The 14,348-nt window shown below is 49.2% G+C and carries 11 protein-coding genes; all 11 read right to left on the reverse strand.

Annotation, left to right across the window (positions count from 1 at the left end):
• Positions 1-140 precede the first annotated feature (140 nt).
• The 11 genes from VF575_01890 to VF575_01940 all read right to left on the reverse strand — a co-directional run bounded on the left by VF575_01890 (position 141) and on the right by VF575_01940 (position 14,047).
• A complete protein-coding gene (locus VF575_01890; protein HEX8182330.1) occupies positions 141-503 on the reverse strand; it encodes a YtxH domain-containing protein in 363 nt (120 codons plus the stop codon).
• A 116-nt stretch (positions 504-619) separates the two neighbouring features.
• Positions 620-970 carry a 30S ribosomal protein S10 gene (gene rpsJ, locus VF575_01895; protein ID HEX8182331.1) on the reverse strand — a complete coding sequence of 117 codons (351 nt, stop codon included), beginning with the start codon at positions 968-970 and terminating at the stop codon, positions 620-622.
• Between the two features lie 174 nt (positions 971-1,144).
• Complete coding sequence (tuf, locus tag VF575_01900; protein ID HEX8182332.1) at positions 1,145-2,332, reverse strand: elongation factor Tu; 1,188 nt, start codon at positions 2,330-2,332, stop codon at positions 1,145-1,147.
• 134 nt (positions 2,333-2,466) lie between these two features.
• Complete coding sequence (locus VF575_01905) at positions 2,467-2,760, reverse strand: hypothetical protein (protein ID HEX8182333.1); 294 nt, start codon at positions 2,758-2,760, stop codon at positions 2,467-2,469.
• A 16-nt stretch (positions 2,761-2,776) separates the two neighbouring features.
• Positions 2,777-4,864: an elongation factor G gene (gene fusA, locus VF575_01910; GenBank protein ID HEX8182334.1), complete on the reverse strand. Its 2,088-nt coding sequence runs from the start codon at positions 4,862-4,864 to the stop codon at positions 2,777-2,779.
• A 44-nt stretch (positions 4,865-4,908) separates the two neighbouring features.
• A complete protein-coding gene (locus tag VF575_01915) occupies positions 4,909-5,367 on the reverse strand; it encodes a hypothetical protein (protein ID HEX8182335.1) in 459 nt (152 codons plus the stop codon).
• Between the two features lies 1 nt (position 5,368).
• Positions 5,369-5,848 (reverse strand): 30S ribosomal protein S7, encoded by a 480-nt coding sequence (rpsG, locus tag VF575_01920; protein ID HEX8182336.1) that lies wholly within the window; start codon positions 5,846-5,848, stop codon positions 5,369-5,371.
• Positions 5,838-6,020, reverse strand: a complete 183-nt coding sequence (locus tag VF575_01925) for a hypothetical protein (GenBank protein ID HEX8182337.1) — start codon at positions 6,018-6,020, stop codon at positions 5,838-5,840. Before VF575_01925 ends, rpsG begins: the two co-directional genes overlap by 11 nt.
• A 20-nt stretch (positions 6,021-6,040) precedes the next feature.
• On the reverse strand, positions 6,041-6,454 hold the full coding sequence (gene rpsL, locus VF575_01930; protein HEX8182338.1) for a 30S ribosomal protein S12: 414 nt from the start codon (positions 6,452-6,454) through the stop codon (positions 6,041-6,043).
• Positions 6,455-6,617: 163 nt separating this feature from the next.
• Entirely contained in the window at positions 6,618-10,457 is a 3,840-nt protein-coding gene (gene rpoC / locus VF575_01935) for a DNA-directed RNA polymerase subunit beta' (protein HEX8182339.1), read from the reverse strand.
• On the reverse strand, positions 10,457-14,047 hold the full coding sequence (locus VF575_01940; GenBank protein ID HEX8182340.1) for a DNA-directed RNA polymerase subunit beta: 3,591 nt from the start codon (positions 14,045-14,047) through the stop codon (positions 10,457-10,459). Before VF575_01940 ends, rpoC begins: the two co-directional genes overlap by 1 nt.
• Positions 14,048-14,348: the final 301 nt, after the last annotated feature.

Raw genomic sequence — 14,348 nt, forward strand, 5'->3', positions numbered from 1 at the left:
TTATTGCTAACAAAACCGACCAAACCGAGCACGCCAAGTACAGGTTTTTTATAATGTACCACACTAGAGTAACATGCGAGGATAACACCTGTCAATGCGTTGCGAATAATACTGCGTTACTAGTACGCCTTTTCACAATTCTAAAGGACTGGTCGATCGCGCTTAGCCCGTTCTGGCGCAGTCTTTGCTTCGTCAGCAGCCTTATCGGTGCTGTTTTTTACTTTTTCGGCTGTTTGATCAGCTGCATCTTTCGTTTTGTCGGCAGTATTATGTGCTTTGGAACGCACCGATTCAACACCCTGATTTACTTTTTCACGTGCATTTTCAGCCGCATCTTGTGATTTATTCTTCGCACCGTTATAACGTACTTTTAGATCTTCGCGCATTTCTATGCCACGTTTTGGAGCGAACAGAAGTCCTGCAACGGCGCCGGCTGCAGCGGCAATAAGCACCAATCCCATGCTGTTTGAGCTTTTGCCTGTTGTGTATCGATCGTCTGACATATCTGTCTCCTTCATATATTTGTTACTTAACATATCGTAGTTGATACTCGACAATTGGTATATAAAATTATTTACATGCCAAAAAGTAATAACCGCCCTGGTCGGGCGGTTATGTACTACATCTTGATTTCGACATCACAGCCTGCGGGGAGGCTAAGATTCATAAGACTATCGATTGTTTTTGGCGTAGGCTCAAAAACATCTATCAGGCGTTTGTGTACGCGCATCTCAAATTGTTCGCGGCCTTTTTTGTAAACATGCGGGCTCTTGACGACCGTAAAGGTACTTCGACGAGTCGGCAGCGGTATCGGACCGGCTAAAGTCGCTCCAGTACGTAGCGCAGTGTCGACGATCTGCTTGGCTGCTTGATCGATTACTTTATGGTCATAAGCCTTGAGGCGAATGCGGATCTTCTGCTTTACGTCTGTTTTAGCATCTGCTTTTTTAGTTGGCGTTGTGTCTGCCATTTATATAGCTCCTGTTGTTATACTGTAACCTCTTCCGGAGTTGCAATGATGCGTACCGGACGAGTTCTCAATATGATTTTGTGATGGATTTGATTATAACAGATACAAAAGTATATTTCCAATATTGAAAAAAACGCCATTTCTAGCGTCTTTTTCAATAAAGTAGTTTGTGTACTATTTGTTGATCTTAGTAACAACACCAGCACCAACGGTACGGCCACCTTCGCGGATAGCGAAGCGGAGACCCTGGTCCATGGCGATTGGAGCGAGCAACTTAACTTTGAAAGTTACAGTATCACCTGGCATGACCATCTCTTTGTCAGCTGGAAGCTCAACTTCACCAGTTACGTCAGTTGTACGGAAGTAGAACTGTGGCTTGTAGCCCTTGAAGAATGGTGTGTGACGACCGCCTTCTTCTTTGCTGAGGATATAGACTTCAGCATCAAATTCAGTGTGTGGAGTAATAGTACCTGGCTTAGCAAGGACCTGACCACGCTCGATGTCATCACGCTCAATACCGCGAAGCAGGATTCCGGCGTTATCGCCAGCCTGACCTTGGTCGAGGGATTTCTTGAAGGCTTCAATGCCAGTAACAACTGATTTCTTGGTTGTACGGACACCGACAATTTCAACTTCTTCGTTGATTTTGACAATACCGGATTCGATACGACCGGTTGCGACTGTACCACGGCCTTTGATCGAGAAAACGTCTTCAATAGGCATCAGGAATGGCTTGTCGAGTTCGCGCTTTGGTTCTGGAACGTAGGCGTCCATGGCTGCAACAAGTTCGATGATAGCATCTTCGTTTTTAGCGTCACCTTCGATAGCTTTGGTAGCTGAACCTTTGATGACAGGACAATCGCGGTCAAAGTCGTATTTCGCAAGCAAATCGCGGATTTCTTCTTCAACGAGTTCGACGAGGTCTTCGTCAGCAAGGTCCATCTTGTTCATGAAGACAAGAATAGAAGGAACACCGACCTGCTTTGCAAGCAGTACGTGCTCACGAGTCTGTGGCATAGGACCGTCAGCAGCAGATACAACGAGGATAGCGCCGTCAATCTGTGCAGCACCGGTAATCATGTTCTTGACGTAGTCGGCGTGACCTGGCATGTCAACGTGTGCGTAGTGGCGCTTCTCTGACTCATATTCCTGGTGAGAGGTAGCGATGGTAATACCACGAGCGCGCTCTTCAGGTGCGTTGTCAATTTGGGCGTAATCAACAGCTTTGTTAACTGCAGTAGGCATGCGCTTTGCAAGCACCATGGTGATCGCTGCAGTGAGGGATGTCTTACCGTGGTCAACGTGACCCATGGTTCCTACGTTAACATGAGGTTTAGTTCGGTCGAATGCTTGTGCTGCCATATAGCGGATACTCCTTATTAGATGATTTATAGCATGAGGGTAATTATCTCTGAGAGACGCTCACACGAGTTACTCGAGATAGTATAGGGATATTACAGGGGTTTGTAAAGAGGCCGACTGCCGTTTGACATAACCTAATCTAATTCGGTCATTAAATCGTATCCCTTGTGTCTACTAAGAACCGCCTCGGCCACTTCTATTCTTGTTACCAGTTCACCAGATAACTGTGAATCAACAATCTGATTTGTATCAAAATGATCTAAAGCTGTGCCGTATATGACACGTTCTGCCATCGCAGTAATTACTGGAGCTAAGACGACCGCGCCTAAAGTGGCTGTCATTGACGCCACATTATGATCTATTTCCCAAGCTTTCCGAGATCTCTCAACTGCGTTCAGATAATTGTGCGCTGCATCAAAGACGTTCATTGGTACAACTTAATTTCTATTTCGAATTTTTTGCAATGATCGCTTCAGCGACGTGGCTTGGTACGTCAGCATAGTGGTCCAGCTCCATACTCGAGCTGGCACGACCTTGTGTACTGCTGCGAAGGTTGGTCGTATATCCGAACATTTCGCCAAGCGGTACAAAGGATGTGATTTCTTTGATGCCTGTCGTCAGGTCTTCCATCGATTCGATACGGCCACGCTTACTGTTGAGGTCACCGATGACGTCACCCATGAATTCTTCTGGTGTTACGACGACAACTTTCATGACTGGCTCTAGGAGTACCGGTCCGGCTTTACGGACACCCTCTTGAAGTGCCATTGAACCGGCAATCTTGAATGCCATTTCGTTGGAGTCGACATCGTGGTAACTACCGTCATACAGTTCGGCTTTGACGTCTACGACTGGGTATCCAGCAATGACACCGTTTGCTAAAGCTTCGATGATGCCCTGCTCAACGGGCTTGATGTATTCCGATGGGACTACACCACCCTTGATCGAGTTGATGAATTCAAATCCAGCACCTTGTTCGTTTTGAGACAATCGTAACCATACATCACCGTATTGTCCGCGTCCACCAGATTGGCGAATGAATTTACCTTGGACCTCGACGTCAGATTTGCGAATCGATTCACGGTAGGCGACCTGTGGTGCGCCGATGTTGGCTTCGACAGAGAATTCGCGCTTCATGCGGTCGACAATGATATCAAGGTGAAGCTCACCCATTCCCGAGATAATCGTCTGCCCTGTTTCTTCATCGGTCTTAACTCGGAAAGTTGGATCTTCTTCAGCCAAGCGTTGAAGGGCAATACCCATCTTTTCCTGGTCAGCTTTGGTCTTTGGCTCGATGGCAATAGACACCGGCGGATCTGGGAAAGTGATGTTTTCGAGAACAATTGGGTTCGACGGGTCGCAGAGCGTGTGTCCAGTGGTCGTGCCTTTTAGGCCAACGATGGCGGCGATGTCACCGGCGCCGACTTCAGTAACGTCTTCACGCTTGTCGGCTTGCAAACGGACGATACGGCCGACACGTTCTTTTTCACCAGTTGAGCTGTTCATGACATATGAACCAGCCGTGACAACTCCCGAGTAGACGCGGAAGTAAGCTAGCTTACCGACAAATGGATCGCTGGTGATCTTAAAGGCTAAGGCGGACATAGGATCGGATTCAGAATTTTTACGCTCAATCTGATCACCAGTCTTCGGGTGTGTACCCCATACATTGCCGCGGTCATCAGGAGCCGGTAGATAATCATTGACCAGGTCGAGGACTTTTTCAACCATGACGCCACGTCCGTCGCCGCCAGTTACAATAAAGAATTTACCGGTCAGGGTTGCTGCACGGATAGCGTGCTTAATCTCAGCTTCGCTGAGGCCCTCTTCGCCAACTTCGAAATATTTTTCCATAGTCGCTTCGTCTTCGGCGACGGCGTTTTCAATCAATAGGCTTCGGTAGCGTTTGACTTTGTCCATCATGTCAGCCGGGATTTCAGCTTCGACCATTTCATGGTCAGTGAATTCCTTGTAAGTGTAGGCTTTCATGGCAATCAAATCGACAATGCCGTTGATCGACTGCTCAAAACCGATAGGAAGGTGTATCGGGAAAGCGTGCTTGCTGAGACGAGCGTGAATGGTATCAAGCGATTTATAGAAATCACCGCCGGTTTGGTTGATTTTGTTAATAAAGCAGATGCGAGGCGTGCCGTATTTGTCTGCTTGGCGCCAGACAGTTTCGGACTGCGACTCGACACCCATCTTGCCGTCGAATACAACGCAGGCGCCGTCAAGCACGCGCAAACTACGTTCAACTTCGGCAGTAAAGTCGATGTGACCTGGCGTGTCGATGATGTTGATCTGGTGATTCTTCCAGTAACAAGTAACCGATGCAGCTACAATTGTAATACCACGTTCGCGTTCTTGAGCCATCCAGTCAGTCGTTGTTCCGCCTTCATGTACCGCACCGATTTTGTGCTTCAGCCCAGTTCGGTACAGAATGCCTTCTGTCGTCGTCGTCTTACCGGCGTCAATATGCGCGATGATGCCGAGGTTGCGGATCTTGTCCATTGGTGTTTTCTTGTCTGCCATATATTCCTACTTTCACTTAGTCAATAAAGAGTCTATTTCAGGTGTTATTGCTCTAACCCTCGTGCAATGCCCATTAATGCATTTTTGATTCCAGAGATACGATTTTTACTATCGTGTTCTACGATTAACTCGATAGCTCTGTCTTCATCAATTCCCAGTGCGCCCATATAAAGTCGAACTCTATTTCTGTCTTTTAACGCGTATGATAGCTCTAGAAACTGAGATGCACGATTTTCGGTTGCCGATTCATCGGGATGCGTAACCCAGTATGAATTCCATGCGTCAACATCGGACGGGTCAATTGCTGACAATTCGACATCTTGATCGCGAAAATCCGCCGAACAGCGGTATAGCTCGTCATCATATGATTTAGCTAGCGCGATTATCTCAGCTGAATGGGTTTGGGATGCAAGCATACCTAGATTACGCCGAATTTCATCAGCAACCATTTTCGTTGCTTCGACGGTATACATGTCGAGCGGCGAATCAGGAACTTCAGACATGCTAGGTCCGGGCAAAGTGCGCAAAGGCACGGTTAGCTTCTGCCATCTTGTGAACGTCTTCACGCTTTTTGACTGCTGAACCTTGGCCATTATAGGCGTCCGTCAGCTCTGCAGCGATACGATCGGCCATGCTAATGCCTTTGCGTGCACGGCAGGCTGCAACGAACCACATAGTCGTCAGGTGATTCTGGCGCTGACCATGTACTTCGAAAGGAATCTGGTAGTTGGCACCACCGACACGGCGAGATCGAGTCTCAACATGCGGACGGATGTTCTTCATGGCAGTCTCAAAGACTTCAAGTGGATTTTCGACTTTCAGACGATCTGCAGCTTTCTGCATACCATCATAGACGAGACGTTCAGCCAGCTGCTTTTTGCCGTTCAGCATGACACGGTTGATAAGGCGAGAGACAGGGACGCTGTTATACAGACGATCCGGTGCAATTTCGCGGACTAAAGCTTTAGTTTTCTTACGAGGCATTTTGATCTCCTTGTACTACGGTCGTGTCGGTCGGAAAATGAAATTCAGCTTGTGGGTCGCTGACTTTGAGAGGTGACTCGTCTGCACGATCTATCAGCCATTTCTCCATTTTTCGTGGATCTGATTGATCAGGTATAAAGCCGAAGTCTTTGGCAGTATTGCCCTTAAACATTCTGTTAGATCCAGAAATCATTATTTGCTCGCTTTCTTGGTGCCGTATTTGCTACGGCCTTGTTTGCGGTTGTTGACACCTTGCAGGTCGAGGCTGCCACGGACGATGTGATAACGTACACCCGGAAGGTCTTTGACCCGTCCGCCACGAACGAGCACAACGGCGTGTTCCTGGAGGTTGTGGCCTTCGCCGCCGATGTAGGCCCAGACTTCGTAGCCGTTTGTCAGGCGCACGCGGGCAACCTTACGAAGGGCGGAGTTCGGCTTCTTCGGTGTCTTGGTCGTTACCTTGACACATACACCGCGCTTAAATGGCGCTGGCTTCTCATAGTTTTTGGTTTTGAGGTTGTTCACGACGCGTTGCATAGCTGGTGACTTCGTCTTCGAAGTCACCCGTACGCGTGGCTTGCGAACTAGTTGATTAATTGTTGGCATTATTTCTCCTTATCAATCTACCGCAGCGGGGAGTCGCCATGACCTGTGCCAACTCACTGGCGACTCCTGTTCCCGGCTCGGATTGTTTAATGTAACTGTCTCTAACAATATTGTACTTTAACAGGTATCAGAACTATTTTCAACTATTCAGTCTGCACTGATTTTATAGTGCATTCGTAATGCTTGCCAGTGGCTCCATCATTTCGAGTCCGCTGGTACTGCTAGCGGTTTTACCGTAGCCGGTACCCACTGGGATTTTGCGACCCAGAATGACGTTTTCCTTCAGGCCATACAGCTGATCGATGCGACCACTGGTAGCGGCTGCGATCAAGACACGGGTTGTGTCCTGGAATGACGCGGCACTCAGGAAGGAGTCAGTACTCAGGCTTGACTTGGTGATACCGAGCAACAGCTGATTGTACTGGACTAGTTCCTTCTTATCTTTTGCTAGACGCTCGTTGGCATCAACGACGGCGAGCTTACTGACGATGTCACCGGTAACGAATTCACTGTCGCCAGCATCTTCGATCTGCACGCGGCTGAACATCTGGCGCACAATGATCTCAAGGTGCTTATCAGCAATATTCTGGCCCTGACCAGCAAACATACCAAGGATTTGGTTCATGATGTAACGCTGGGTTGGCTCAACACCTTGCAGACGCAGTAGGTCTTGCAGATTGATCGAACCATTTGTTAGACGCTGTCCAGCTATAACTTCATCACCGTCCTTGACGAACAGTTGCTTGTAGCCGGGGATTTCGTAGCGTACGACACTTTGGCGGACAGGTATGATGATGATTTGCTTATCAGTCACCTCTACTTTACCGGCCATAGGTGCGATCAGTGGTTGCGCACCGCTATCTTTGCTGGCAACAACATCACCGATTGCAATGTCAGATCCGGTTGCGACTTGTACTTTACGTTCACCGATTTCAAGGATCACGTTTTCTTTGTCGTGCGCTGTAACTTGAACGACATAGTGATCGCCCTCTTCCCAAGTATTAGCTGTACCACCGACGTCAGTCAGATAAGCCTGACCCTTTGGTGTTCGAACTTCGAAGAGTTCTTCGACACGGGAGAGACCCTGTGCAGTATCGTCGGCAAGTGAAGCGCCGGAACGGTGCTTAGAGTCGAGTGACAGCTGCGTACCTGGCTCACCGATTGACTGTGCGGCAATAACACCGATCGGGTGGTGGCTGGCAACCTTCAGTCCGGTTGCTGGGTCGACGCCGTATGATTTCTGTGGAACACCGCGAACTGAAGTACAGCTCAGGGCGCTCATGATGCGGACACCATCAATTGATTCATCAGCCTCAATTGCTGCCGCAGCTTCAGGACTAAATTGCTCACCAGCTTTGATGTGTTTCTTCACATCTTCAGCGGCAAAGCGACCGATTAAGCGTGAACCGTAACTAACGCCAATAGCAGCTGCATCCTCGCGGAGCATTGCAAAGCCGGGGTCAGTGGTTTGATCGTCTTCATCAATCGTAAAGACATCTTGTGAGACATCAACGAGACGACGAGTCAGATAGCCGGCATCAGCTGTCTTGAGGGCGATGTCGATGAGTGCTTTACGAGTACCACGGGTACCGGTGAAGTATTCAAGTGGGTTTAGACCTTGAATGTATCCGGACTTGATAGGCAGCTCGATGGCGCGGCCGGATGCATCGGACAAAACTCCAAGCATACCGACTGCGTTATTCATCTGAGAAATGTTACCACGGGCACCTGAGTTGATTGCGATTGCGGTTGCGCTGTCGCGGCCTTTCATTTGTTCAGACAAGGCGTCCTGAACTTTGGCTTCGACTTTTGTCCAGTTGTCGACAGTGAGACGGTAGCGTTCATCTTCGGTAATGAATCCACTTTCAAATTGTTCGGATATAGCAGCCGAGCGTGTATCGCCGGCTTCGAGCATCTCACTCATGCCTTCGACTTCTTGGAAGTCGCCCATGCCCATCGACAGGCCTGACAGTGTTGCGTAGTAAAATCCAAGATCTTTCAATTTGTCGGCTAGTTCGGCAGTAATTTCCTGACCGTAACGGTGATAGGCGTCGGCAAGAACTTTCTGCAGCCGCTTTTTGGTCATTGGCTCATCCTGGAATGGGAAATCTTCGGGGAAGGTTTCGTTGAAGAGCAACCGGCCAAGTGTTGTTTCGCGGCGCTCACCACGGAACGGTACACGGATCCGGTTTTGCAGCGTCAGGCTACCAGCATCAAGTGCCAGTACAGCTTCATTGATATCACTAAAGCCGCGAACTTCCTGGCTGATGCCGGGACGGTCGTATGTCAGATAGTAACAGCCGAGCACAATGTCCTGTTCAACATGTAGGATTGGCGAACCGTCAGCTGGCTTCAGCAGGTTTTTGTTGGCAGCCATAATGTCGCGGGCTTCAGCTTGCGCTTCGTCGGAGAGTGGCAAGTGAACAGCCATCTGGTCGCCGTCGAAGTCGGCATTAAAGCCCTTACAGACGAGCGGGTGCAGCTGGATGGCGCGACCTTCTTTAAGGACGGGCTGGAAAGCCTGGATAGACAAACGGTGCAGAGATGGCGCACGGTTCAGAAGTACGTATTTGCCCTTGATGACTTCATCGAGTGCATCCCAAACGGCTATCTCACCGGTTTCAATCATGCGAGTTGCTGAGCGAATGTTGTGAGCCAGTTCTTTTTCGATCAGTTCACCGATGACAAATGGCTTGAATAATTCGAGGGCCATCATCTTCGGCAGACCACACTGGTGAATCTTGAGTTCAGGACCAGATACGATAACAGAACGACCAGAGTAGTCAACGCGCTTACCAAGCAAGTTCTGACGGAAGCGTCCCTGCTTGCCTTTCAGTAGGTCGCTCAGTGATTTCAGGCGGCGGCGCTGGCCAGTTGCGGCGACAGCACGGCCACTGCGGGCATTGTTGTTATCAATCAAAGCATCAACGGCTTCTTGTAGCATGCGCTGCTCGTTGCGGCGAATAACTTCTGGAGCATTCAGATCCATCAATTTCTTCAAACGGTTGTTGCGGTTAATGACGCGGCGATAGAGATCATTCAGATCTGACGTCGCGAAACGGCCACCTGTCAGCTGTACCATTGGTCGAAGGTCTGGAGGAATAACCGGCAGTACCGAAACGCACATACTTGACGGCTTGATACCGGCGCGGTCCATTGATTCAAGCAAACGAAGTCGCTTCATGATCTTTTTCTTGCGCTGGCCTTTAGCTTCATCAGCTTCAGCGCTGAGGCTCTCGATCAGTTCTTTGAGGTTGATTTGCTCGAGCATTTCGCGCAGTGCTGCGCCGCCCATACCGACTTCAATCAGATCTTGCAGATCTTCAGGGAGGTTACGGTAATCGGTTTCGTTGATGAGGCTTAAGCGCTGCAGGCTGGTAAGCTGGGATTTGAGCAGTTCAAAATCAGCCGCAGTCTCTTCCTGCTCTTTGGTCTGCAGTTCTGCAAGAGTCTTGATGCTAGCATCTTCCTTCTTAGCTTCTGCTTCATAGCGGTACTTGATCGCTTCTTTGGCAGCAGCGAATTCAGCTTCCTTGTCAGCAAGCATTTGGTCGCGCTTGGCAGTGTCGACTTTTTTGACGATGTAACTCGCAAAATATGCCACGCGCTCTAAATTTTTGACGGTCAGGCCAAGGAGGAGACCGATAGCAGATGGTGTTCCACGGAGGAACCAAATGTGTGCCACGGGAACAGCCAGACTAATGTGGCCCATGCGTTCGCGGCGGACAATACTTTTTGTCACCAGCTCGCCGTTCTTGTCGACAGCGGCTTCACGTGAACGCACGCCCTTGTATTTAGCGTCGTGCGGATTGATATCCTTAACTGGTCCGAAAATACGCTCACAGAACAAGCCATCGCGTTCGGGCTTTTGAGTCCGGTAGTTAATCGTCTCGGGTTTCGTTATTTCTCCGTAACTCCAATCTAGAATATCTTCTGGACTGGCAACAGCCAAGCGTACGGCTGTAAAATCGGAAATACTAGTGCCGTATGAATATTTGCGCATTAGGCTGTCTCCTCACTATCATTTTGGGTAACATTTATTTCAGTGCCTTCATCAGTAGCTGCTGCGACAGATAGTACTGCTTCTGCATCAATGGTGTGCACTTCATCATCGACGTCAATGACGCTAAATTCATCGAGTGAATCGTCCTCGCTCATTTCAATATCGGATACTGATGGCTGCGGAACCTCGACTTCAGCCAGGGAAGCTGCCTCTTCTTGAATGTTTGTTGCAAGAATGTTCTCGGCGTCAATAACTTCGTTAGCATGTGTATCGATGAGGTCAACTTTCAGACCGAGACCTTGCAGCTCTTTGACGAGCACGTTGAACGATTCTGGGACTTTTGGTCCGACAATCGGAGCTTTCTTAATGATTGACTCATAGGCCTTGGAACGTCCGTAGACGTCATCAGACTTGATAGTCAGCATTTCCTGCAACGTCGTCGCGGCGCCGTAGGCTTCGAGAGCCCAGACTTCCATTTCTCCAAATCGCTGTCCACCGTTTTGAGCTTTACCACCAAGTGGCTGCTGCGTAACCATGGTGTATGGTCCGGTTGAGCGAGCGTGAATCTTATCGGCGACCATGTGATTCAGCTTGATCATGTACATAGATCCGACCGTTGTGCGTTCTTTGAAAGCTTCGCCGGTACGACCGTCGTATAGTTGCTGTTTGCCATCTTCCGGCAGGCCGACTTCACTGAGCAGACTGCGGATCTTGTCACCAGATACACCGTTGAATGACGGACTGGCTACTTTGATGCCTAGTGCTCGTGCTGCCATACCGAGGTGTGTCTCGAACAATTGTCCGATGTTCATACGGGATGGAACACCGAGTGGGTTGAGGACAATGTCGAGAGGCGTGCCATCTTCAGTAAATGGCATATCTTCGATTGGAAGAATTTTAGCGATCACACCCTTGTTACCGTGACGACCACCGAGTTTATCTCCTACGGAAATTTTGCGCATTTGTGCGACGAACACCTGGATCTGCATGATGACGCCAGCTTTGAGTTCATGACCGTTTTCGCGGGAGAACACCTTAACGCCGACAACTTTGCCGTGCTTACCATTACTCATGCGCTGCGAAGTATCACGAACTTCCTTGGCTTTTTCACCGAAAATGGCACGAAGCAATCGTTCTTCTGAGCTAAGCTCTTGTTCACCCTTGGGTGTAATTTTACCGACCAGGATGTCACCGGCATGAACTTCAGCGCCAATCCGGACAATACCATCTTCATCGAGGTGACGTAGTGTTTCCTCGGAAACATTCGGAATATCACGTGTTACGACTTCCGGTCCCAGCTTGGTTTCACGGACTTCAAGCATGAAATCAACGATGTGAACGCTCGTCAAAGTATCATCTTCGACTAGACGGCGAGAAATGATGATGGCGTCCTCGAAGTTGTATCCAGCCCACGGCATGAATCCAACGAGTAGGTCTTTACCAAGTGCCAGTTCGCCGTTTTGAATAGACATACCTTCGATCAGGACGTCGCCGGCTTTGACGTTGTCCCCAGTGTTGACGACGATCTTCTGATTGATACTGGTTCCTTCGTTGCTGCGTACAAAATGCTGGGGCTCGTAAGTAACGGCGCCGTCTGCATAACGTACGACGACAGCATCGCCGGAAGCCTTGATGACTTCGCCGTCACCTGTCGCTAGAACAACCTGGCCGGTGTTACGGGCGGCAACCGATTCAAGCCCGGTACCAACGATTGGTGACTGCGGCTGAATCAGCGGAACTGCTTGGCGCTGCTGGTTGGAGCCCATGAGCGAGCGGTAAACATAGTTTTTCTCAATGAATGGAATGAGACCGGCCGATGATCCGATAATCTGATTTCGGGCGGCATCCATGTAGGTAACGTCATTAGAGTCGACTTCGCTTGATTTCAGGCGGTTTCGGGCACTGACGCGTTCGTCAATAAAGTAGCCGTTTTCATCCAGTTCGCTACCGGCTCCAGCAATGACTGCCACTTCTTCAGCATAGGCATCAAGATAGACGATTTCGCTGGTGACCTTGGCACGAATTGGCCAGGTAACCTGCTCGGTAACCTTGGCAAGCTTCGCTGCATCGGCGCTAGTGATCGTCTTGCCTTCAGCAACGATGACTTTGCCGTCAGCATCTTCCAAATTGACGGCAGCGATGTGACCTTCTGCGTCAGCGGCAGTGATTGCATTTACTACCTTACGGTATGGTGTTTCAACAAATCCATATTCGTTGATGCGGGCATAATTAGCCAGGTTTAATACCAAGCCAATGTTTGCGCCTTCTGGTGTTTCAACGGCACAGATACGGCCATAGTGTGTGGCGTGGGCGTCACGGACTTCAAAGCCGGCGCGCTCACGGGACAGTCCACCTGGACCCATCGAACTTAAGCGGCGCTTGTGGGCAAGTTCGGACAACGGGTTGATCTGGTCCATGAACTGTGACAGCTGAGAGCTGGCGAAGAATTCGCGGACAGCCGCAACAACTGGTCGAGCATTGATAAGCTGGCCAGGTTGGACAGTTTCGATCTCGCTCATGCTCATACGATCTTTGGTGTTGCGCTCCATGCGAAGCAGACCGATGCGGAATTGGCGCTGCACCAGCTCACCAACCAATTTGACACGGCGGTTTGCCAGTGAATCGATATCGTCAGCCGGTTCCTGTGTGTTGTTCAGGCGAATAATCTCAGCGATGATAGCTTCGAGGTCTTCAAGCCGCATGACACGGTTCTCGGTAGTATTCGGCACGTCGAGGTCAAGACGCTTGTTGATCTTGTAGCGACCAACGCGGCTGAAGTCAAAGCGTTTGAAGTTGTAGAACATATTCTCAAGCAGTGATCGGGCGTTGTCGACAGTCGCAAGGTCACCTGGGCGAAGACGGCGGTATACTTCGATCAGAGCGTCGTTTTGGCCTTTGGCTGGATCCTTTTCAAGAGTGGCATCCAGGTAGCTCAGCTTACCTTGATCAACATGCTTAAATGAATCTTTCATGCGCGCTTCAGACATACCGAGTGCTCGCAACAATGTGGTAACTGGAATTTTGCGCTTGCGGTCAATTTTGACATAGACTGCGCCGTTTGCAGCTGTTTCGAATTCCAGCCATGCACCGCGGCCAGGAATGACCTTGGCGCCGTACAGTGCGCTAGAACCATGCTGATCAGCGGTAAAGAAAACACCAGCTGATCGAATAAGCTGAGATACGACGACACGCTCAGCGCCGTTTATAACAAAAGTTCCCCGAGTTGTCATCCATGGGTAGTCGCCAAGGTAAATTTCCTGCTCTTTGACTTCACCGGTAATTTTGTTGGTCAGTTCAACCGTTGCTTTCAGCGGAGCGTCGTATGAAACGTTATTTTCACGAGCGGCCGCTTCGGTCATTTTTGGTTCGTCAAAGTGATAATCTTTGAATGAAAGTGATAATTTAGTGCCGGTGTAGTCATCAATTGGACTGATTTCTGCGAGTAATTCACCTAGGCCTTCAGCCACAAACCATTTAAATGACTCGTTCTGATGATCGACCAGGCTTGGTAAATCGATTGCGTCATCTGCCTGCGTGTAGAAAACACGTGAGCTTTGTAATGTAGTGTCGTTCTTAGCGTTTTTAATCATAAGCTAGTAACAATGCCCCCTGCTAAAAATTGATAATGTACAAGCGTTGTCCACCTGCATATATTTCTGTTGGCTTCTGTTGTAACTCAAATATCAATATACATACAGCCTCGTGCAGCTGCTGCGTAATACACTTGTGCGTTTGCATATATAGTTTGAATTGTTGTAGTTTTCGCGCGAAGGTTAACTACGTACAGGGTTTTTGGACGTTGACATTGCTTTCACAACTACATCAAACATCTCCGAACGTACACTACTTCTTACATAGTACTATGAAGGAAGCGACATTAAATGTCAACAA

It is taken from the genome of Candidatus Saccharimonadales bacterium, from assembly GCA_036388415.1.
Taxonomy (GTDB): Bacteria; Patescibacteriota; Saccharimonadia; order Saccharimonadales; family UBA4665; genus UBA4665.

Excerpts from the sequence above, each read along its gene's own strand:
- rpoC (HEX8182339.1), bottom strand. The coding sequence starts at position 10,457 with ATGCGCAAATATTCATACGGCACTAGTATTTCCGATTTTACAGCCGTA.
- fusA (HEX8182334.1), bottom strand. The coding sequence starts at position 4,864 with ATGGCAGACAAGAAAACACCAATGGACAAGATCCGCAACCTCGGCATC.
- rpsJ (HEX8182331.1), bottom strand. The coding sequence starts at position 970 with ATGGCAGACACAACGCCAACTAAAAAAGCAGATGCTAAAACAGACGTA.
- rpsG (HEX8182336.1), bottom strand. The coding sequence starts at position 5,848 with ATGCCTCGTAAGAAAACTAAAGCTTTAGTCCGCGAAATTGCACCGGAT.
- rpsL (HEX8182338.1), bottom strand. The coding sequence starts at position 6,454 with ATGCCAACAATTAATCAACTAGTTCGCAAGCCACGCGTACGGGTGACT.
- VF575_01940 (HEX8182340.1), bottom strand. The coding sequence starts at position 14,047 with ATGATTAAAAACGCTAAGAACGACACTACATTACAAAGCTCACGTGTT.
- VF575_01915 (HEX8182335.1), bottom strand. The coding sequence starts at position 5,367 with ATGTCTGAAGTTCCTGATTCGCCGCTCGACATGTATACCGTCGAAGCA.
- tuf (HEX8182332.1), bottom strand. The coding sequence starts at position 2,332 with ATGGCAGCACAAGCATTCGACCGAACTAAACCTCATGTTAACGTAGGA.
- VF575_01890 (HEX8182330.1), bottom strand. The coding sequence starts at position 503 with ATGTCAGACGATCGATACACAACAGGCAAAAGCTCAAACAGCATGGGA.
- VF575_01905 (HEX8182333.1), bottom strand. The coding sequence starts at position 2,760 with ATGAACGTCTTTGATGCAGCGCACAATTATCTGAACGCAGTTGAGAGA.
- VF575_01925 (HEX8182337.1), bottom strand. The coding sequence starts at position 6,020 with ATGTTTAAGGGCAATACTGCCAAAGACTTCGGCTTTATACCTGATCAA.